The sequence below is a fragment of the Pseudomonas sp. MWU347 genome (assembly GCF_017947305.1).
GTDB classification, from domain to species: Bacteria; Pseudomonadota; Gammaproteobacteria; order Pseudomonadales; family Pseudomonadaceae; genus Aquipseudomonas; species Aquipseudomonas putida_A.
Map to the genome: position 1 here is coordinate 154,682 of NZ_JAFGZB010000003.1, position 18,662 is coordinate 173,343.

General features: G+C 60.6%; 17 protein-coding genes. 13 read left to right on the forward strand and 4 right to left on the reverse strand.

What is annotated here, in order from left to right; all coding sequences use genetic code 11:
- The first annotated feature begins 60 nt into the window (after nt 1-60).
- Entirely contained in the window at nt 61-1,707 is a 1,647-nt protein-coding gene (locus KCG87_RS07070; protein WP_210557294.1) for a phospholipase D-like domain-containing protein, read from the forward strand.
- Nucleotides 1,708-2,122: 415 nt separating this feature from the next.
- Entirely contained in the window at nt 2,123-3,682 is a 1,560-nt protein-coding gene (locus KCG87_RS07075) for a TerC family protein (RefSeq protein WP_135295912.1), read from the forward strand.
- A gap of 166 nt (nt 3,683-3,848) precedes the next feature.
- Here the strand turns inward: KCG87_RS07075 and KCG87_RS07080 are convergent, their stop codons facing one another.
- Nucleotides 3,849-4,277, reverse strand: coding sequence for a thioredoxin family protein (locus tag KCG87_RS07080; RefSeq protein WP_210557293.1), 429 nt, complete (start codon nt 4,275-4,277; stop codon nt 3,849-3,851).
- Between the two features lie 276 nt (nt 4,278-4,553).
- Between KCG87_RS07080 and KCG87_RS07085 the strand changes: the two genes are divergently transcribed.
- The 10 genes from KCG87_RS07085 to KCG87_RS07130 all read left to right on the forward strand — a co-directional run bounded on the left by KCG87_RS07085 (nt 4,554) and on the right by KCG87_RS07130 (nt 12,101).
- Nucleotides 4,554-4,802 carry a type II toxin-antitoxin system Phd/YefM family antitoxin gene (locus KCG87_RS07085; RefSeq protein WP_003225462.1) on the forward strand — a complete coding sequence of 83 codons (249 nt, stop codon included), beginning with the start codon at nt 4,554-4,556 and terminating at the stop codon, nt 4,800-4,802.
- Nucleotides 4,792-5,073, forward strand: a complete 282-nt coding sequence (locus tag KCG87_RS07090) for a type II toxin-antitoxin system RelE/ParE family toxin (protein ID WP_098964185.1) — start codon at nt 4,792-4,794, stop codon at nt 5,071-5,073. Before KCG87_RS07085 ends, KCG87_RS07090 begins: the two co-directional genes overlap by 11 nt.
- Nucleotides 5,074-5,359: 286 nt before the next feature.
- Nucleotides 5,360-6,208 carry a transporter substrate-binding domain-containing protein gene (locus KCG87_RS07095; RefSeq protein WP_098964184.1) on the forward strand — a complete coding sequence of 283 codons (849 nt, stop codon included), beginning with the start codon at nt 5,360-5,362 and terminating at the stop codon, nt 6,206-6,208.
- A gap of 51 nt (nt 6,209-6,259) precedes the next feature.
- A complete protein-coding gene (locus tag KCG87_RS07100; protein WP_003225455.1) occupies nt 6,260-6,922 on the forward strand; it encodes an amino acid ABC transporter permease in 663 nt (220 codons plus the stop codon).
- A 9-nt stretch (nt 6,923-6,931) separates the two neighbouring features.
- A complete protein-coding gene (locus KCG87_RS07105; protein ID WP_134786515.1) occupies nt 6,932-7,594 on the forward strand; it encodes an amino acid ABC transporter permease in 663 nt (220 codons plus the stop codon).
- Nucleotides 7,591-8,388 (forward strand): amino acid ABC transporter ATP-binding protein, encoded by a 798-nt coding sequence (locus KCG87_RS07110; RefSeq protein ID WP_210557290.1) that lies wholly within the window; start codon nt 7,591-7,593, stop codon nt 8,386-8,388. The genes KCG87_RS07105 and KCG87_RS07110 overlap by 4 nt, the downstream gene beginning before the upstream one ends.
- Nucleotides 8,389-8,418: 30 nt before the next feature.
- Nucleotides 8,419-8,808 carry a RidA family protein gene (locus tag KCG87_RS07115; protein ID WP_016984340.1) on the forward strand — a complete coding sequence of 130 codons (390 nt, stop codon included), beginning with the start codon at nt 8,419-8,421 and terminating at the stop codon, nt 8,806-8,808.
- A 210-nt stretch (nt 8,809-9,018) separates the two neighbouring features.
- Nucleotides 9,019-9,783 (forward strand): IclR family transcriptional regulator, encoded by a 765-nt coding sequence (locus KCG87_RS07120; protein WP_027612656.1) that lies wholly within the window; start codon nt 9,019-9,021, stop codon nt 9,781-9,783.
- 39 nt (nt 9,784-9,822) lie between these two features.
- Nucleotides 9,823-11,037: an amino acid deaminase gene (locus KCG87_RS07125; RefSeq protein ID WP_210557289.1), complete on the forward strand. Its 1,215-nt coding sequence runs from the start codon at nt 9,823-9,825 to the stop codon at nt 11,035-11,037.
- A gap of 131 nt (nt 11,038-11,168) precedes the next feature.
- Complete coding sequence (locus KCG87_RS07130; RefSeq protein WP_210557287.1) at nt 11,169-12,101, forward strand: sugar kinase; 933 nt, start codon at nt 11,169-11,171, stop codon at nt 12,099-12,101.
- Between the two features lie 116 nt (nt 12,102-12,217).
- Here the strand turns inward: KCG87_RS07130 and KCG87_RS07135 are convergent, their stop codons facing one another.
- Together KCG87_RS07135 and KCG87_RS07140 are read right to left on the reverse strand one after the other, a co-directional pair.
- A complete protein-coding gene (locus KCG87_RS07135; protein WP_003225447.1) occupies nt 12,218-12,493 on the reverse strand; it encodes a peptidylprolyl isomerase in 276 nt (91 codons plus the stop codon).
- Nucleotides 12,494-12,532: 39 nt separating this feature from the next.
- Nucleotides 12,533-15,082, reverse strand: a complete 2,550-nt coding sequence (locus tag KCG87_RS07140) for a PAS domain-containing sensor histidine kinase (RefSeq protein ID WP_095136159.1) — start codon at nt 15,080-15,082, stop codon at nt 12,533-12,535.
- Nucleotides 15,083-15,215: 133 nt separating this feature from the next.
- Between KCG87_RS07140 and KCG87_RS07145 the strand changes: the two genes are divergently transcribed.
- Nucleotides 15,216-16,328 (forward strand): PilT/PilU family type 4a pilus ATPase, encoded by a 1,113-nt coding sequence (locus KCG87_RS07145; protein WP_150368395.1) that lies wholly within the window; start codon nt 15,216-15,218, stop codon nt 16,326-16,328.
- 304 nt (nt 16,329-16,632) lie between these two features.
- Here the strand turns inward: KCG87_RS07145 and KCG87_RS07150 are convergent, their stop codons facing one another.
- The gene (locus tag KCG87_RS07150) at nt 16,633-18,588 is read right to left on the reverse strand and encodes an acetoacetate--CoA ligase (protein ID WP_210557282.1); all 1,956 of its coding nucleotides are present in this window, start codon (nt 18,586-18,588) and stop codon (nt 16,633-16,635) included.
- Nucleotides 18,589-18,662 lie beyond the last annotated feature (74 nt).

Sequence of the window (18,662 nt, forward strand, 5' to 3'; positions counted from 1 at the left end):
CATGGCAATCAGGGAGCGACCCTCTATGCTCCACACCAGCCCAATCACAAGGAGTGAATCATGCGGGTACTGGTCGCCAATCCTCAGGACGATTTTCGCGTCAAAGCCTACGCCGGCACCAACGGCGTATTACTCGCCATGGACCTCGCCGAGCCCCGACGCAAAGGCCTGCTTGGGTTTGCCATTGAGAAGCAGCAGGGCGACAAACCGTGGTTGTTCCTGTTCAACAGCCTGACATTTCCCGGCAAGACGCACACCTTCCCGCAGTATCACGCCACGCCCAGCGATAAAGCGCCGCTACAGAAATTCCGCTGGGCCGATTACGCGGTCAATCCGGGCACGACCATGCACTATCGCGTGCATTTGGCCTACGGCACGGCGGACGCGCCGCTATTGGGCGAATCACTGGAGCTAAGCATCACCAGTGACGACGGCCACCCAGCCAATCAAAGTGTGATCTTCAACCGTGCTGTGGCCGCCAGTCAGGCCTTCCAGCGCAAGTTTCCCGACCTTGACGCGCAGATCAGCGCCAACAAGAACCTGCCCATCGAAGCTTGGCCCGACGCGGCGCGACTGTGGCTGGAGAACGGGTTGCTGGAGCGATTACTGGGCTTTATCGAACGTGCGGTGGACGCGCAGTGGGCGCTGGACATCGCGATCTACGAGTATCAATTGCAGGCGATCATCGACGCTTTAAATGCGGCATTTGCCCGTGGGGTTCAGGTGCGCGTTCTGTATCACGCTCAGCCTGATGATCCAGATACGACCCTGAACGAAACGAACCTTGCCAAATTGCCGGCGGCGAACAAACGCGGCCGGGTCACCCATAACATCTTTCACGACAAATTCATTGTTCTCAGCCGTGTCGATGGCGCGGGTCAGCGGCAACCGCAGGCGGTGCTGTGCGGCAGCACCAATTTCACCGCCAACGGTGTTTATCGCCAGGCTAACGTGGTGCATACGCTCGACGACGTGATGGTTGCCGCGCGGTATTTGCAAGTGTTCGAAGAAGTCTGGGCCAACCCGGCCGACGTCGCTGCGACGCGCAGCTGGATCACCGAGCACAACCCGATGGACCCAACACAGGCGCTGTTCGCCGGGTTCTCGCCACGCAGCGGTGGTGGCGATTTGCGTGAGTTCGTCGAGATCATCGAGGCGGCGAAAAAGGACGTGTTGTTCGTCACCGCTTTCAGCCTGCCGGACGCGATTCTCAACGCGCTGCTCGGCAAACCGCATGACGACATCCTGCGTTACGGCCTGCAAAATACCGCGAGCAGCATCACCGGGTTTCATGCCGACCGCACCGCCGAATTCGCTGCCACAGCTTTGCTCAACACCGGGCTGGAAGGCTGGCTGAAAGAAAACATGAAAGGCCAGAAGGGCAACCTGCTGGTGCACACCAAAGCCGTGATCACCGACTTCACCACCGATGCGCCGACCATCATCAGCGGCAGTCACAACCTCAGTACGTCAGCCAGTAACGGCAATGACGAGAACTTCCTGATCATTCGTGGCGACACCGATCTGGCTGATCGCTATGGCCTGGAGTTGCTGCGGTTTTATGAGCATTACCGCTTTCGCTATTTCGCGAAAAAACTCGAGCTCAAGCAGGTGAGTCCGCTGGCGGTGGATGACAGCTGGACCAACGATTATTACGTAGAGGGGGATTTGCGGCAGTTGTCGCGGTTGCGTTTTGCCGGGCGATGATGTGGCGTGTTTGGTGACCCCTTCGCGAGCAAGCCCGCTCCCACATTGGCTCCTCTTTGAACTCAGAACTTGCGTCCGACGAACAACCCCTGTGGGAGCGGGCTTGCTCGCGAAAGGGCCAACAGGAAAAACACATTTCTTGTGCTCTTACAGATTTTGAAATGATTTGCCGCTGTAGAAAATGTGCCTTGAGCCTGTACGCTCCAAGGCCATTTTTCATTCAGGATTTGCATGAACACCCTCTTGGAGCCTCCCAGTCGTACCTTCTCCTCGCGCCCAGGCGCGGTCTTGACGCACTCGCAGCATCCGGTTTTTCGACTCCCGACTATCGTTGACAACGCGGCTTCAGAGCCTTCGCGTTGCACTTTGCCGTGCCCGGCAGCCTGAATTCACTGAAGAGAGATCGAGACATTTTATGGAATGGTTAGCGGATCCCACGGCCTGGTTAGGCTTGTTGACTCTGATCGTGCTGGAACTGGTGCTGGGTATCGACAACCTGGTGTTCATCGCGATCCTGGCGGACAAACTGCCGCCGCATCAGCGCGACCGTGCGCGAATCATCGGCCTGTCGTTGGCGCTGATCATGCGCCTGGGCCTGTTGGCGAGTATTTCCTGGCTGGTCACCCTCACGCAGCCGTTGTTCGAGGTATTCGACAAGAGCTTCTCCGGCCGTGACCTGATCATGCTGTTCGGTGGTGTGTTCCTGCTGTTCAAGGCGACGATGGAGCTGCACGAACGACTCGAAGGCCACGTCGGCCAGCGCTCGACCAACGCCGCCTACGCGCTGTTCTGGCCAATCGTCGCGCAGATCGTGGTACTCGATGCGGTGTTCTCGCTGGACGCGGTAATCACCGCCGTCGGCATGGTTGATGAACTGGCGGTGATGATGATCGCGGTGATCATTTCCATCGGCCTGATGATCGTCGCCAGCAAGCCGCTGACCCGCTTCGTCAATGCGCACCCGACGGTGATCATGCTGTGTCTGGGCTTCCTGATGATGATCGGTTTCGCCCTGACGGCCGAAGGCCTGGGTTTCCACATCCCGAAAGGTTATCTGTATGCGGCGATTGGTTTCTCGATCCTGATCGAGGTGTTCAACCAGATCGCCCGGGCCCGACGCAAACGTTCGATGCAAGGCTTGCGCCCCATACGTGAGCGCACGGCCCACGCGGTAATGCGTCTGCTGGGCGGGCGCAAGCTGGAGGCGGAGGAGGTCGGCGAGGAAATTTCCGATCTGCTGGATGACGGCGAAGCCCCGAGTGCGGAGCTATTCGATCGCCGCGAGCGAGTGATGATCAGTGGTGTGCTGCAACTGGCCGAGCGGCCGATTCGGAACCTGATGACCGTACGCGCGGACGTCGACACCATCGATCTGGCCGACGACGCCGAAACGATTCGCACAAAATTGATGCACTCGTCGTATTCACGTCTGCCGCTGATTCGCCACGGCGCGGTGGATGAACCGCTGGGCTTCGTGCACAAGAAGGAATTGCTCAAGGAATACCTGGCCGGTACCGAGCCGAATCTGGAACACCTGGCACGCAAGACCATCAACCTGCTCGACAGCTATTCGATCCTCAATGCGCTGGAGCAGATGCGCGCGGCGTCGACCCACATTGCCTTCGTGGTCAACGAATTCGGTGACTTCGTCGGCGTATTGACCATGACCGACATCCTCGAGTCGATTGCCGGCGAACTGCCTGATGCCAGCGAAATCGAAGGTCCGGACGTGATCGAGGGGCAGGGCGGGTTCATCGTCAACGGCGCGTTGAACCTGACGCGTGTTCGCCAGCGCACCGGGTTTGGCGCCGAACCGACCGAGGACTATCAGACCCTGGCCGGACTGGTGATGAGCCTGCTGGATCGCTTGCCGATGATCGGCGATCGGCTGCAGTACGCAGGCTGGCAAATGACCGTCAAAGCCGTTGAGGAACGACGGGTGACGCAGGTGTTGCTGGTGCGCGATTCTGCGTAAGGCAGCAGCCTTGCGCTGACGGTGCCGGCCCCTTCGCGGGCAAGCCCGCTCCCACAGTGCACGCGTCGTACACGAAATGTGTGAACAACGTTGACCCCTGTGGGAGCGGGCTTGCCCGCGAAAGCGATGTGACAGACGCCGCAACGATTACGGGAAATGCACTGCCTCAAATCACCTGCCGATGCGCACGCGTGATTGTGCAGAGCCTGCTCAATGTGCGGCGCAACCACGGCAGGTCATGTCGTGGTTTCTGCTGCACCACCGGTGCCCTGGTCCTGCCGATATGCCGGGCAAAGTCCGCCGCCAGTGTTTCCTCCGTGCCAATCCCTTTGAGCTTCTTCAGCAACCTGCCGTTCTTGTAGAACAGCACGGTAGGCGTTCCGGTAACCAGCGGATGGCGTGGCGACTCGCTGGTGTTAAGCATGTAGATGTTGGCGCGATGACGGTACGGCTCGGCCACCTCACGAAACACCGGCCCGGCGAACTCGCAGGCGGGGCAGTGTTCATTGGCGAAATACAGGATCACCGGGCGCCAGGTTTTCAGGGCTTTGCGGTAAACCGGGGCCAGATTGGAAATGGTATCGGCAGTGCTCATTGAGAACTCCTTTTCAACGACCTCGAAGGTTCGATGACGTTAAAGAAGGGTGAAGAACAGGTCTACTGTCAGAAATTACAGGTGGCCTGTGGATTCGCGAGATTTTTCCCACTTTTATGAAGGACCGGCCCGACACGAAGCCCGGAAATGTGGAATGTCGGGACGTGATACCTTTTTTCACTCAATAAAAGAGAAGTCGGTAATAAGCGATAGGCGTCGAAGCCGTCTTGGAGTGCTATTTTAAGCACCATTAACAGCACTCCAGGGAGCACCATCATGACTCACGTAGTTCTTTCCAATATCGTTGCGAGTATTTCTGAATTGAAAAGAAACCCCATGGGTACCGTGGCCGCCGGTGGCGGCCAATCTGTTGCAATCCTCAATCGAAATGAGCCAGCGTTTTATTGTGTTCCCGCAAAGGAGTATGAGGCGATGATGAATCGCCTTGAGGATCTGGAACTGATCGCACTGTGCAAGGAGCGAGAAAACGATCCCACCATCAAGGTCTCTATAGATGACCTATGAGCTGGAGTTTTCCGAGAAAGCCTGGAGGGAATGGAGAAAGCTTGATTCAGCACTTCAGGATCAGTTCAAGAAAAAGCTCTCTACACGTCTGGTCAATCCTCACGTTCCTGCCGATCGACTCCGAGGGTTGGGAAACGCCTACAAAATCAAGCTTCGCAGTGCTGGATACAGGCTGGTCTATCGCGTAAAGAACGAGGTTTTGGTTGTTACCGTGATTGCGGTAGGGAGAAGAGAGCGGGGAGAGGTCTACGACAAAGCCGCTTGCCGATAGATATGGAGAGCTGGCCCCTTGAATCGCTAACCACATTGCACCGAAGTAGTCCTTCGTGCTCCATCTGGGAACCTGCTACTCGTTATTTGTAGCCTAAGGTAGCGCAGCCCATCAGTACCCGCACCTGACTCCATTTTTCGCATTTCCTGCATCCCGTTGATTCCAAAAACATTTAACCCCTCTACAGATTCCCTGTGATGCCTGTGGCACACTTTCTGCTGTCTATTCCGTAGTAACAAACCGTGTTCCGGTATAGCGGAATAAACATCATCCTGGAGTGCTTGCCATGCATCGCCGTCCTTCGTTGTTCAAAGCGTGTGTTTTCGTTCTTGCGGCTTCGTCCGCTGTGATGGGCATGGCCCAGGCAGCCGATAGCAAGCTCGACAGTGTTCTGGCCCGGGGCAAGCTGATTGTCGGCACCGGCAGCACCAATGCGCCGTGGCACTTTCAGGGTGCGGACGGCAAGTTGCAGGGCTTTGATATCGACATCGCCAGGATGGTGGCCAAGGGGTTGTTCAATGACCCAAGCAAAGTCGAGTTCGTCGTGCAGTCGTCCGACGCGCGAATTCCCAATCTGCTGACCGACAAGGTCGACATGAGCTGCCAGTTCATCACCGTTACCGCCAGCCGTGCGCAACAAGTGGCGTTCACCCTGCCGTACTACCGCGAAGGTGTCGGCCTGCTGCTGCCGGCCAACAGCAAGTACAAGGAAATCGAAGACCTGCAGGCGGCCGGTGACAGCGTTACTGTGGCCGTGCTGCAAAACGTCTATGCCGAAGAATTGGTGCATCAGGCGCTGCCCAAGGCCAAGGTCGATCAGTACGACAGTGTCGATCTGATGTATCAGGCGGTGAATTCCGGTCGCGCCGATGCCGCTGCTACCGATCAGTCGTCGGTCAAGTACCTGATGGTGCAGAACCCTGGCCGCTACCGCAGCCCGACCTACGCGTGGAGCCCACAGACCTACGCCTGCGCAGTCAAGCGCGGCGATCAGGACTGGCTGAACTTCGTCAACACCACTCTGCATGAAGCCATGACCGGCGTTGAGTTCCCGACTTACGCGGCATCCTTCAAGCAATGGTTCGGTGTCGACCTGCCGTCGCCGGCGATCGGTTTCCCTGTCGAATTCAAATGATCCCGTGAGAGTGGGGCGCCTGCACGCGCCCCGCTCAAGGTACTGCTGACCATGAACTATCAGTTGAACTTTGCTGCCGTGTGGCGCGATTTCGACACCTTGCTGGCGGGGCTCGGTCTGGGTCTTGAACTGGCGCTGGTGTCGATCGCCATCGGCTGCGTGATCGGCCTGCTGATGGCGTTTGCCTTGCTCTCGAAGCATCGCGCCTTGCGGGTGCTGGCCTCGGTGTACGTCACGGTGGTGCGTAACACGCCGATTCTGGTGTTGATTCTGTTGATCTACTTTGCCTTGCCAAGCCTGGGTATCCGGCTGGACAAGATCCCGTCGTTCATCATCACGCTGTCGCTGTATGCCGGTGCCTATCTGACCGAAGTGTTCCGTGGCGGCTTGCTGAGCATCCCCAAAGGCCAGCGCGAAGCGGGGCTGGCGATCGGACTCGGTGAGTGGCAGGTCAAGGCCTACGTCACCGTGCCGGTGATGCTGCGCAACGTGTTGCCGGCGCTGTCGAACAACTTTATCTCGCTGTTCAAGGACACCTCGCTGGCCGCCGCGATTGCGGTGCCGGAGCTGACCTATTACGCGCGCAAGATCAACGTCGAGAGCTACCGGGTGATCGAAACCTGGCTGGTGACCACGGCGTTGTATGTCGCCGCCTGTTACCTCATTGCCATGCTGCTGCGTTACCTCGAGCAGCGTCTGGCGATCCGCCGATAGGAGGCTGCGATGTACGAATCTCCCAGTTGGTTGCATGAATTGTGGTTGGCACGCGAGACGTTGCTGCAAGGCTTCCTGACCAGTGTGCAGGTGTCGGCATTGGCGATTCTGTTCGGCACGCTGCTCGGGGTTGTCACCGGTCTGGTGCTGACTTACGGCAAGTTCTGGATGCGCGCGCCGTTCCGCTTTTATGTCGACATTATTCGCGGCACGCCGGTGTTTGTATTGGTGCTGGCCTGCTTCTACATGGCGCCGGCGTTGGGCTGGCAGATCAGCGCGTTTCAGGCCGGTGCGCTGGGCCTGACGCTGTTTTGCGGTTCGCACGTCGCCGAGATCGTGCGCGGCGCCTTGCAGGCATTGCCACGCGGGCAGATGGAAGCGAGCAAGGCGATTGGCCTGACGTTTTATCAATCCCTCGGTTACGTGCTGTTGCCCCAGGCGTTGCGGCAGATCCTGCCGACCTGGGTCAACTCGTCCACCGAAATCGTCAAGGCTTCGACCCTGCTCTCGGTGATCGGCGTCGCCGAATTGTTGCTCAGCACCCAACAGATCATCGCCCGGACCTTCATGACTCTGGAGTTCTACCTGTTCGCCGGTTTTCTGTTCTTCGTCATCAACTACGGCATCGAATTACTCGGCCGGCATATTGAAAAGCGGGTGGCCCTGCCATGAGTCAAGCTCAAGTTTCCAACGTTCAGAACGCTCAGCCGCTGCTGGACATCCGTGGCCTGCACAAGCAGTACGGCGCAGTCGAAGTGCTCAAGGGCGTCGACTTGAGCATGCAGCGCGGCAACGTCGTGACGCTGATCGGCTCCAGCGGTTCGGGCAAGACCACCTTGCTGCGCTGCGTGAACATGCTCGAAGAGTTCCAGGGCGGGCAGATCCTGCTCGACGGCGAGTCCATCGGCTATGACGAGGTCGGTGGCAAACGTGTGCGTCACGCCGAAAAAGTCATCGCCCGCCATCGTGCGATGACCGGCATGGCCTTCCAGCAATTCAACCTGTTCCCGCACCTGACGGCGTTGCAGAACGTCACCCTCGGTCTGCTCAAGGTAAAGAAAATGCACAAGGACCAAGCCGTGGTGCTGGCCGAAAAATGGCTGGAGCGTGTCGGCCTGCTGGAGCGGCGCAATCACTTTCCCGGGCAGTTGTCCGGTGGTCAGCAACAGCGTGTGGCGATTGCTCGGGCGATTGCGATGAACCCCAGTCTGATGCTGTTCGACGAAGTCACCTCGGCCCTCGATCCGGAGCTGGTCGGTGAAGTGTTGAACGTGATCAAGGGCCTGGCCGAAGACGGCATGACCATGTTGCTGGTGACCCACGAAATGCGTTTCGCCTTCGAGGTCTCGGACAAGATCGTGTTCATGAATCAGGGGCGGATCGAAGAGCAGGGGCCTCCCAAGGAACTGTTCGAACGCCCGCAATCGCCGCGTCTGGCCGAGTTTCTCAAGAGCACGCGGTTCTAATTTTTTGTTTTGTCATCAGGAGAAGTACCCATGAGCATTACTCGATACGGCACCGGCAGCACCGCCGCTGGCGGTCAGCCACGTCCCTTCGCGCGCGCCGTTGAAGCGGATGGCTGGCTGCACGTGTCCGGCCAGGTGCCGGCGGTGGATGGCGAGATCATCGTTGGCGGCATCGTCGAGCAGACCCACCAGACCATGAAAAACCTGATCGCGATTCTCGAAGAGGCCGGTTATGGCCTGGAGGACGTGGTGCGCGCCGGCGTATGGCTGGACGATCCACGGGATTTCAGCAGTTTCAACAAGGTTTTCGGCGAGTACTTCAAGCCTGAACACGCCCCGGCACGGGCCTGTGTGCAGGCGAGCATGATGGTTGATTGCAAGGTCGAGATCGATTGCATCGCTTACAAGAAAAAGGTTTGAGTGATGGCTACCCCTCACCCTAACCCTCTCCCGGAGGGAGAGGGGACTGATCTGTATCGATGCGAATTTCGCGTATGACGCTTACATTTGCATCGATACGGTTAGGCTCCCTCTACCTCCGGGAGAGGGCGGGGGGTGAGGGCCTCGATCCAACTGACACAACACCTCAGGCCAGTTACCATCCCGGCACTTTTTATGGGAACCACTGACATGACCGAAGACACCATCAAACGCCGGGCCCGTGGTCTGGACCGGGCGTTCGATATCCTCGACTTCCTCAAGGAAATCGGCCAGCCGCTGCGTCCGAACGACATCGCCAATGGCATCGGCAGCCCGAAATCCACGGTCTACGAACTGGTGGCGTCACTGCTGGAACGACGGATTCTGGAGCCGGTGGGCAAGGACGGTCACGTCTATCTGGGGCGCCAGTTGTACTTCCTCGGGCAGGCGCACCTGCGCCATTTCGACCTCAGTCGCGAGGCCGATCACGCCTTGCAGGAGATCGTCAGCCAGACCCGGGAAACCGCGCAAATGTGCCTGCTCAACGGGCGCAAATACACGGTGGCGCTGATGAAGGAGGGCGAGCGGCATTTCCGCATTTCGTCCGACATCGGCGAAAACGCGCCGATCCCGTGGACCGCGTCCGGGCGCTTGCTGCTGGCGCATTTGAGCGACCAGCAGATCATCGACCTGATCGACGAAGACGATTACATCCTGCCCGACGGCGAACGCCTGCCGCTGGAGCGCTTTCTGGCGGAGATCCGCCAGGCTGGCATCGACGGATTCTTCTCGTTCGACAGCGTGGCCGACACCTTCACCCATTGCTTCGCCGCGCCGGTCAAAGACCCCAGTGGCGTGGCCATCTGCACCCTGTGCATCGTCGCCCCACGGGCCGATGCGAAGAACAATTACGACGACTATCGCCGGGTGCTGATCGAGAGCGCCAACAGCCTCGCCCGGCGCATCAACGAATAACCGCGGCTGCCTGCGGCCGCGACAGTGAGGAGTTCAAGCATGACGACTGCCATCAATACCGCTGTGGAAAAGGGCGAAGCCGCCATCGGTGCGCACCTTGTGCGTGACGTCAGCCTGCCGGCGCTGGTGCTGCACCGCGAGGCGCTGGAGCACAACATTCGCTGGATGCAGAAGTTCGTCAGCGACAGCGGCGCCGAGCTCGCGCCCCACGGCAAGACCAGCATGACCCCGGCGCTGTTCCAGCGTCAGCTCGACGCCGGCGCCTGGGGCATCACCCTTGCCAGCGCCACCCAGACCCGCGCCGCATACGCCCACGGTGTACGCCGGGTGCTGATGGCCAACCAACTGGTCGGCACGCCGAACATGGCGCTGATCGCCGATCTGCTGGCCGATGTCGATTTCGATTTCTACTGCATGGTCGATCACCCGGACAACGTCGCCGATCTCGGCGCCTACTTCGCCTCGCGCGGAGTGAAGTTGAATGTGATGATCGAGTACGGCGTGGTCGGTGGCCGCTGCGGTTGCCGCAGCGAGCAGGAAGTCATCGCGCTGGCCCAGGCGATCAACGCGCAACCGGCGCTGGCTCTGACCGGCATCGAGGGTTACGAAGGGGTGATCCATGGCGATCACGCGGTCAGCGGCATTCGTGAATTCGCCGCGTCGCTGGTGCGTCTGGCGGTGCAGTTGCAGGACAGCGGCGCGTTTGCCATTGCCAAGCCGATCATCACCGCCTCGGGTTCGGCGTGGTACGACCTGATTGCCGAGTCGTTCGAAACGCAGAATGCGAGCGGACGCTTCCTCAGTGTGCTGCGCCCTGGCAGTTACGTGGCGCATGACCATGGCATCTACAAGGAAGCGCAGTGCTGCGTGCTGGATCGTCGCGGCGATCTGCACGAAGGCCTGCGTCCGGCACTGGAGGTCTGGGCGCATGTACAGTCGATGCCGGAGCCGGGTTTCGCGGTGATCGCCCTCGGCAAACGTGACGTGGCGTTTGATGCCGGGCTGCCGGTGCCGTTGCTGCGTTACAAGGCCGGTGTGTTGCCGGCGGTGGGCGACGATGTCGGCGCGTGCAAGGTGACGGCGGTGATGGACCAGCATGCGTTCATGAGCGTGGCGCCGGGGGTTGAATTGCGGGTGGGCGATATCATTTCCTTCGGCACCTCGCACCCGTGCCTGACGTTCGACAAGTGGCGGGTGGGGTTGCTGGTGGATGAGCAGTTGGCCGTGGTCGAAAGCATGGAGACTTGTTTCTAAGGCTTCAGACCGAGTCGTGGCCATTCGCGAGCAAGCTCGCTCCCACAAGGGAATGCATTCCAATTGTAGGAGTGAGCCTGCTCGCGATGAGGGCCGCCCAAACACCGATGATTATCCAGAGACACCTCCCGATGACCAGCCTCAGCCCCCTGGGCCCGAATACCCCGCGCATCGCCCTGATCGGTGAATGCATGATCGAACTCCAGCACCGCGCCGACGGCAGCCTGCAGCAAAGCTTCGGCGGCGATACCTTGAACACCGCGGTGTACCTGTCCCGCGCCCTCGGCGACAAAGCCCAGGTCGATTACGTCACCGCGCTCGGCGACGACAGCTTCAGCGACGCCATGTGCCAGAGCTGGGCTGACGAAGGCATTGGCCTGGATCTCGTGCAGCGTCTGCCCGGTCGCTTGCCCGGCTTGTACTGCATTCAGACCGACGCCAACGGTGAACGGCGTTTCCTCTACTGGCGCAATGAAGCGGCGGTGCGCGATTGCTTCACCACCCCGGCGGCGGAGCCGATTCTGGCGGCGCTGCCGGACTACGATGTGCTGTATTTCAGCGGCATCACCCTCGCAGTGTTAGGTGCGAAGGGCCGCGAACGCTTGATCCAGACCCTGATCGAAGCCCGCCAGCGCGATGCGCGGATCGTCTTCGACAACAATTATCGACCACGCTTGTGGGCCTCACAGGAAGAGGCGCGGGCGGCCTATCGCAGCGTGTTGCCGCATGTCGATCTGGCGTTGCTGACCGTGGATGACGAACAGGCGCTGTTCCATTTTGCCGATTGCGACGCAGTGTTCGAGGCGTACGCGCAGATCGGCACGCCGGAGGTGGTGCTCAAGCGTGGCGCCGAGGCGTGTCTGATTCGCTGCGATGATGAGGCGTTCGAAGTGCCGGCGCAGCAGGTCGAGAAGGTGGTGGATACGACGGCGGCGGGGGACTCGTTCAGCGCGGCGTATCTGGCCAGGCGGTTGCTGGGTGGCAGTCCGGTCGAGGCGGCGCAGGCGGGGCATTGGCTGGCAAGTCGGGTGATTCAGGTGCCGGGGGCATTGATTCCCAGGTAAGCGGTGGATGGCCGCTTGCTGCGCAATCGGTTCGCGGGCAAGCCCGCTCCCACAGGGGACCGCATTCCAGACTGTGGGAGCGAGCTTGCTCGCGAAGAGGCCCTAAGGCCAAGCACTCAATCGCGGAAAAACACCTGCACCAGGTGATAGCCGAACTTGCTCTTGATCGGCCCATGCACCGTGCGCAGCGGCTTCTTGAAGATCACCGCATCGATCGCGCCGACCATCTGTCCCGGCCGCACTTCACCCAGATCACCGCCGCGTTTGCCGGACGGGCAGGTCGAGTATTTCTTCGCCAGCACATCAAACGCTTCGCCCTTGGCAATGCGTTGTTTGAGCTGTTCGGCCTCTTCGGCGGTTTTCACCAGAATGTGGCGGGCTTGGGCTTTCATCGTGCGATACCTGTAACGCGGTGACGGCGGGGCGCGGGATTATGCCTCAAGTGACGGCGTTTGGTTGATCATCTCGCGGATCTTGTTGGCCAGCACTTCAATCGAAAACGGCTTGGCCACCATGTCCATGCCATCCTCGAGAAAGCCCTGACGCTCGGCGGCTTTCTGCGCGTAGCCGGTCATGAACAGCACCTTCAGCCCCGGACGATGCTGGCGGGCGATTTCCGCCAGTTGCCGGCCATTCATCCCCGGTAGACCAACGTCGGTCACCAGCAGATCCACACGCAGCTCCGATTCCAGCAGCGGCAGGGCGGCGCTGGCGTCGGCGGCTTCGTGGGCGAGGTAACCCAGCTCCTTGAGCAGATCGAGCACCAGCATGCGCACTGCCGGGTCATCCTCAACCACCACCACGGTTTCCCCGCAAGTGGCCGTCGGCGCGGCACCGAGGGTTTCCACAACTGGCCGTTCCGGCTCCAGCAGGTTCAGGCGCGGCAAGTACAAGCGCACACAGGTGCCCTGATTCGGCAGGCTGTCGAGGCTGACATGGCCGCCCGACTGCTGGGCGAAGCCATAAATCATCGACAGTCCGAGCCCGGTGCCCTGGCCGATCGGTTTGGTGGTGAAGAACGGATCGAACGCCTTGGCGCGCACCGACGGCGTCATGCCGGTGCCGTTGTCGCTGACCGCCAGCATCAGGTAGTCGCCGGCCTTGACCGGTTCGAGGGTGGTGATGTCGTTGCCGTCGAGGTAGACGTTGGCGGTTTCGATCAGCAGTTCGCCGCCATCGGGCATGGCGTCGCGGGCGTTGATCACCAGGTTGAGCAGGGCATTTTCCAGTTGGCTGACGTCGGTGCTGATCGGCCAGACATCGTCGGCCAGGCGCAGCGTGAGTTCGATCGGGTCGCCCTTGGTGCGGCGGATCAAATCTTCCAGCGAATGAATCAGTTCGTTGACGTTGAGGGTCTTGCGGTCCAGCGACTGCCGGCGCGAGAACGCCAGCAAGCGATGGGTCAGCGCCGCTGCTCGGTTGGCCGATGACACCGCCGCTTCAGTGAAGCGCCCGATTTCATCGGCACGGCCGTCGGCGATGTAGCGTTGCATCAAGTCAAGGCTGCCGATGATCCCGGTGAGCATGTTGTTGAAGTCGTGGGCGATACCGCCAGTGAGCTGGCCGACCGCTTCCATCTTCTGCGCGTGGCGCAACGCGTCTTCGGCGCGCTCGCGTTCGAACATCTCGTTCTGCAGGCGCTGATTGGCCTGGGCCAGTTGCTCGGTACGGGCACTGACCCGCTCCTCCAGGGTTTCATTGAGATTGCGCAACGCTTCTTCGGTCTTCTTCCGTTCGGATTCGTCGATCACGAAAATATAGAAACCGTTGACTGAGCCATCAGCACCGTGGCGCGGCAGGTAATTCATCAGCGCATGGCGGCTGCTGCCGTCGCGATGCGGGGTGTACAGGCTGAACGAGCAGGGCCGTCCGGCCAGCGCTTCTGCAATGTACGGCGCACGCAGAAAGTAGGCTTCTTCGCCGATCACTTCGCGAATGGTGCGGCCATACAGTTCCTGCGGCGTCAGGCCGTACCAGTCCAGATACGCCGCGTTGTTCAGGCGAAAGCGCTCTTCGTGGTCGACGTAACTGATGAGGATCGGCATTGCATTGATGATCAGCTGCAATTCCGTCTGGCTCTGACGCAGCGCCTGCTCGGTGTGCTTGCGCTCGGTCAGATCCAGCGCGGCGCCGAGGAAACGCACCGGTCGCCCGTGGTGATCCTTGTAACAGCGGCCCCGGGCAAACACCCAGCGCAGTTCGCCGTCGGCTTTCAGCAGGCGGTATTCCTCGGCGTATTCGGTGCCGTGGGTGATGCAATGCTTGATGCTGCGGGCGATCAACGCGCGGTCTTCGGGGTGCACGCCTTGCAGGTAGTCGCTGATCGGCAACTGACTGGCGTGGGCCGGATCGATGCCGTGCAACTGGGCGAAATGGGCGTCGGCAATGAAGCGGTCTTCACCGATGTCCCAGTCCCAGGTGCCGACCGCATCGGTGGCGGCCAGCGCCAGTTGCAGGCGCTCCTCGGTATCGCGCTGGGCCTTGAGGCTTTCTTCGGAACGGCGTTGCAGTTCGAGGGCGATGCGCCGGCGTTCGTTGGTTTCGATGGCGGTCACCAGGATCCCGGCCACCTGCGTGTTTTCATCGCGGATGGGGCTGTAGGTCAGGTCCAGCCAGAAGTCGGACTCTACGCCTTCGCGTTGCAGGGTAAATCGCCGTTCGCTGTAGGTGCGCACCTGGCCTTGTAGGACGGCTCGATAAATCGGGTCGGTAAAGTCCTGAAGTTCCGGCCATATAAGGTGCGCCGGCTGTCCGAAAGCGTGCGGATGCTTGCTGCCGGCGAGCATCGCAAAGCCATTGTTGTAGATCTGCGTGAGCTGCGGCCCCCACAACAGCAGCATCGGCATCGGCGAGTGAATCACGATGTCCACCGCGGTGCGCAGGCTTTGCGGCCAAGTGCCAGAAGCGCCCAACGGCGTGCGACTCCAGTCGGTACGGGCGATCAGGGCTTGGGCGTCATCGGGGGAGGGTGCTGCGTTCATCACATGTATCCTGAGCGTCGGTCAGTGCGTTGGCATCTACTATTCTTGCACTTGCGGTAGACGCTGTATGACCCGTTACGTCACGACAGCGGGTCATTTCTGTTCATTGAATGCTTCGCGGGTGCTTATTGCCATGGAAATCGATGCACTGTTGCTCCGTCTGTCGAGCCAGCACGGCTCTGACCTGTTCCTGTCCACGGGAGCGCCACCCAGTGCGCGCATCGATGGCGTGCTGACGCCGTTCAGCGAGCGGCCGTTCAAGCCCGGCGAGGTCGAGACCATCGCCAACTCCCTGATGGACGCCGAGCAACGGCGCGAGTTCGATCGGGATCTGGAAATGAACCTGGCGATTTCCCGTACGGGCATCGGGCGTTTTCGGGTGAACGTCTTCAAGCAACGCAATGACGTGTCAATTGTAATCCGCAACGTCAAACTCGATATCCCGCGCTTCGAAGACCTGAAACTGCCGCCGGTATTGCTGGAAACGGTAATGCTCAAACAGGGGCTGATCCTGTTCGTTGGCGCCACCGACTCCGGCAAGTCCACTTCGCTGGCCGCGCTGATCGATCACCGCAACCGCCACAGCAGCGGGCACATCATCACCATCGAAGACCCGGTGGAGTATATCCATCGACACCAGCGCTCGATCATCAATCAACGCGAAGTCGGCGTCGATACCCGCAGCTTCCATGCGGCGCTGAAAAACACCCTGCGCCAGGCCCCGGACGTGGTGCTGATCGGCGAAATCCGTGACCGCGAAACCATGGAGCATGCGCTGACATTTGCCGACACCGGGCACCTGGTGCTGTCGACGCTGCATGCGCACAACGCCAATCAGGCGCTGGACCGTATCGTCAATCTGTTCCCCGAAGAACGCCGCCCGCAGCTATTGCATGCACTGGGCAACAATCTCAAGGCGTTCGTCTCGCAACGGCTGGTGCGTACGCTGGACGGTCAGCGCCGGGCGGCGGTCGAGGTGATGCTTGGCACCCCGACCATCGCCGACCTGATCCGCCGCAACGAGTTGGGCGAACTCAAGGGCATCATGGAAAAGTCCGGCGAGGTCGGCATGCAGACCTTCGACGCGGCGCTGTACGGGCTGGTGGTGGAGGGCGTGATCAGTGAGGACGAAGCGCTCAAGCATGCCGATTCGCAGAACAATCTGCGCCTGCGTTTGAAACTGCACACCGAGGCGGGCCCGGCGCCCGCACCCACAACATCAGGCGATTGGGGCCTGATGGATTAACACCCCACCCCTGTGGGAGCGGGCTTGCTCGCGAATGCAATCCATCAGTCGATATCAGCGGGACTGGCACACCGCTTTCGCGAGCAAGCCCGCTCCCACAAGGGCATGAGGGATCAGTCCGACAGCTCCAGGCGATTGCGCGGCCGCTGCCTGCGCCCACCACATCAGGCGATTGGGGCCTGATGGATTAACACCTCACCCCTGTGGGAGCGGGCTTGCTCGCGAATGCAATCCATCAGTCGATATCAGCGGGACTGACACACCGCTTTCGCGAGCAAGCCCGCTCCCACAAGGGCATGGCGTGCTAATCGGACAGCTCCGGGCGATTGCGGAACTGCTCCAAGGCCTCGGGATTGGCCAGCGCATCGGTATTTTTCACCGGCTCGCCATGCACCACATTGCGCACCGCGAGTTCCACCACCTTGCCGCTGATGGTGCGCGGAATATCGGTCACCGCGACGATCTTCGCCGGCACGTGGCGCGGTGTGGTGTTGGCGCGGATCACCTGGCGGATCTGCTGTTGCAGATGGTCATCCAGCGTCACTCCGTCCTGCAGACGGACAAACAGCACTACGCGCACATCGTCCTGCCATTGCTGTCCGATCGCCACGCTGTCCAGCACCTGCGGGACTTTCTCGACCTGACGATAGATTTCCGCCGTGCCAATGCGCACGCCGCCGGGGTTGAGCACGGCGTCGGAGCGGCCGTGGATCAGCATCCCGCCGTGGGGCAATTGCTCGGCGTAGTCGCCCTGGGCCCAGACACCGGGGAACAGGCTGAAATAGGATTTGCGCAGTTTTGCGCCGTCAGGGTCATGCCACAGCCCGACGGGCATCGCCGGGAAGTGCCGGGTGCAGACCAGCTCGCCTTTTTCGCCGATCACGGCAACGCCGGCGTCGTTCCACACTTCAACCGCCATGCCCAGGCTCTTGCCCATGATTTCGCCGCGGCGCACCGCCGACAGCGGATTACCGTTGACGAAGCACGACACCACATCGGTGCCGCCGGACATCGACGCCAGGCACACATCGGGCTTGAAGTCGCGGTAGACGAAGTCATAACTCTGCGGCGACAGCGCGGAGCCGGTGCAGAGCAGGGTCTTCAGGCTACTCAGATCATGGCTGTGCGCAGGCTTTAAACCGCTGCTTTCCAGTGTCGCGAGAAACTTGGGGCTAGTGCCGAACACACTGATGCGCTCGTCGTCGATCAGGTCGAGCAAGCGCTCATGGCCCGGGTGAAACGGCGAGCCGTCATACAGCACCACCGCGCTGCCGACCGCGAGGGCCGAGACCAGCCAGTTCCACATCATCCAGCCGCAAGTGGTGTAGTAGAACAACCGGTCACCGGGGCCGAGATCGACGTGCAGTCCGTGTTCCTTGGCATGCTGCAGCAACACGCCGCCAGTACTGTGCACGATGCATTTCGGTACGCCGGTGGTGCCACTGGAATACAACACGTACAACGGGTGATTGAACAGCACCGGGACAAACCGCGGTTCGCCGCCGGGTTGGTAGAACTCGTCCCACAACGTCACGTTGGCGTGGGTTTGGTAATCCTCGGTACGGGTCTGCGCGCGAGCGTAGGGCACGATGATCAACTGCTGCAGCGATGGCAGTTGCGCGAGGATTTCGTTGATCTTGCTGGTCTGGTTGATGTCTTTGCCGGCGTAACGGTAGCCGGCGCAGGTGATCAACACTTTGGGTTCGATCTGGCCGAAACGGTCGATCACGCCGTGGGTGCCGAAGTCCGGCGACGAGCACGACCAGATCGCCCCGAGGCTGGTGGTCGCGAGCATCGCCACCAGAGTCTGCCAGGTGTTGGGTATGCACGCGGCCACGCGGTCGCCGAGGCCGACACCGGCGGCTTGCAGGCTGGCCTGAAAACCGGCGACGTGCTCGGCCAGTTCGGCCCAGGTCAGCTGTTCGCGCTGACCGTTTTCCGCCACGGCAATCACCGCGACTGCATCGTCACGACGGCGCAGCAGGTGCTCGGCAAAGTTCAGGGTCGCACCGGGAAACCATTCGGCACTGGGCATCTGCGCGCCTTCACGCAGGACGGCGTCGGGCTGGGTGTGAAAGCGGATGTCGAAGAAATCGACGATCGCCTGCCAGAACGCTTCGCGCTGTTCCACGCTCCAGCGGTGCAGGTCGGTGTAGCTGCTCAGCGCCAGGCCATGGCGCTGATTGATGTCGCGGCGGAACTGATCCATGCGCGATTGGGCGATACGCTCGGCGTCGGGTTGCCAGAGGAGGTCGGACATTGGTTTGCCTCTTGTTGTGTTGTTCATGACACATCACTTGTAGGAGTGAGCCTGCTCGCGATAGCGGAATTACA

Excerpts from the sequence above, each read along its gene's own strand:
- KCG87_RS07130 (WP_210557287.1), top strand. The coding sequence starts at position 11,169 with ATGACCAGCCTCAGCCCCCTGGGCCCGAATACCCCGCGCATCGCCCTG.
- KCG87_RS07090 (WP_098964185.1), top strand. The coding sequence starts at position 4,792 with ATGACCTATGAGCTGGAGTTTTCCGAGAAAGCCTGGAGGGAATGGAGA.
- KCG87_RS07095 (WP_098964184.1), top strand. The coding sequence starts at position 5,360 with ATGCATCGCCGTCCTTCGTTGTTCAAAGCGTGTGTTTTCGTTCTTGCG.
- KCG87_RS07105 (WP_134786515.1), top strand. The coding sequence starts at position 6,932 with ATGTACGAATCTCCCAGTTGGTTGCATGAATTGTGGTTGGCACGCGAG.
- KCG87_RS07100 (WP_003225455.1), top strand. The coding sequence starts at position 6,260 with ATGAACTATCAGTTGAACTTTGCTGCCGTGTGGCGCGATTTCGACACC.
- KCG87_RS07115 (WP_016984340.1), top strand. The coding sequence starts at position 8,419 with ATGAGCATTACTCGATACGGCACCGGCAGCACCGCCGCTGGCGGTCAG.
- KCG87_RS07135 (WP_003225447.1), bottom strand. The coding sequence starts at position 12,493 with ATGAAAGCCCAAGCCCGCCACATTCTGGTGAAAACCGCCGAAGAGGCC.
- KCG87_RS07125 (WP_210557289.1), top strand. The coding sequence starts at position 9,823 with ATGACGACTGCCATCAATACCGCTGTGGAAAAGGGCGAAGCCGCCATC.
- KCG87_RS07150 (WP_210557282.1), bottom strand. The coding sequence starts at position 18,588 with ATGTCCGACCTCCTCTGGCAACCCGACGCCGAGCGTATCGCCCAATCG.
- KCG87_RS07120 (WP_027612656.1), top strand. The coding sequence starts at position 9,019 with ATGACCGAAGACACCATCAAACGCCGGGCCCGTGGTCTGGACCGGGCG.
- KCG87_RS07075 (WP_135295912.1), top strand. The coding sequence starts at position 2,123 with ATGGAATGGTTAGCGGATCCCACGGCCTGGTTAGGCTTGTTGACTCTG.
- KCG87_RS07145 (WP_150368395.1), top strand. The coding sequence starts at position 15,216 with ATGGAAATCGATGCACTGTTGCTCCGTCTGTCGAGCCAGCACGGCTCT.
- KCG87_RS07110 (WP_210557290.1), top strand. The coding sequence starts at position 7,591 with ATGAGTCAAGCTCAAGTTTCCAACGTTCAGAACGCTCAGCCGCTGCTG.
- KCG87_RS07070 (WP_210557294.1), top strand. The coding sequence starts at position 61 with ATGCGGGTACTGGTCGCCAATCCTCAGGACGATTTTCGCGTCAAAGCC.
- KCG87_RS07080 (WP_210557293.1), bottom strand. The coding sequence starts at position 4,277 with ATGAGCACTGCCGATACCATTTCCAATCTGGCCCCGGTTTACCGCAAA.
- KCG87_RS07085 (WP_003225462.1), top strand. The coding sequence starts at position 4,554 with ATGACTCACGTAGTTCTTTCCAATATCGTTGCGAGTATTTCTGAATTG.
- KCG87_RS07140 (WP_095136159.1), bottom strand. The coding sequence starts at position 15,082 with ATGAACGCAGCACCCTCCCCCGATGACGCCCAAGCCCTGATCGCCCGT.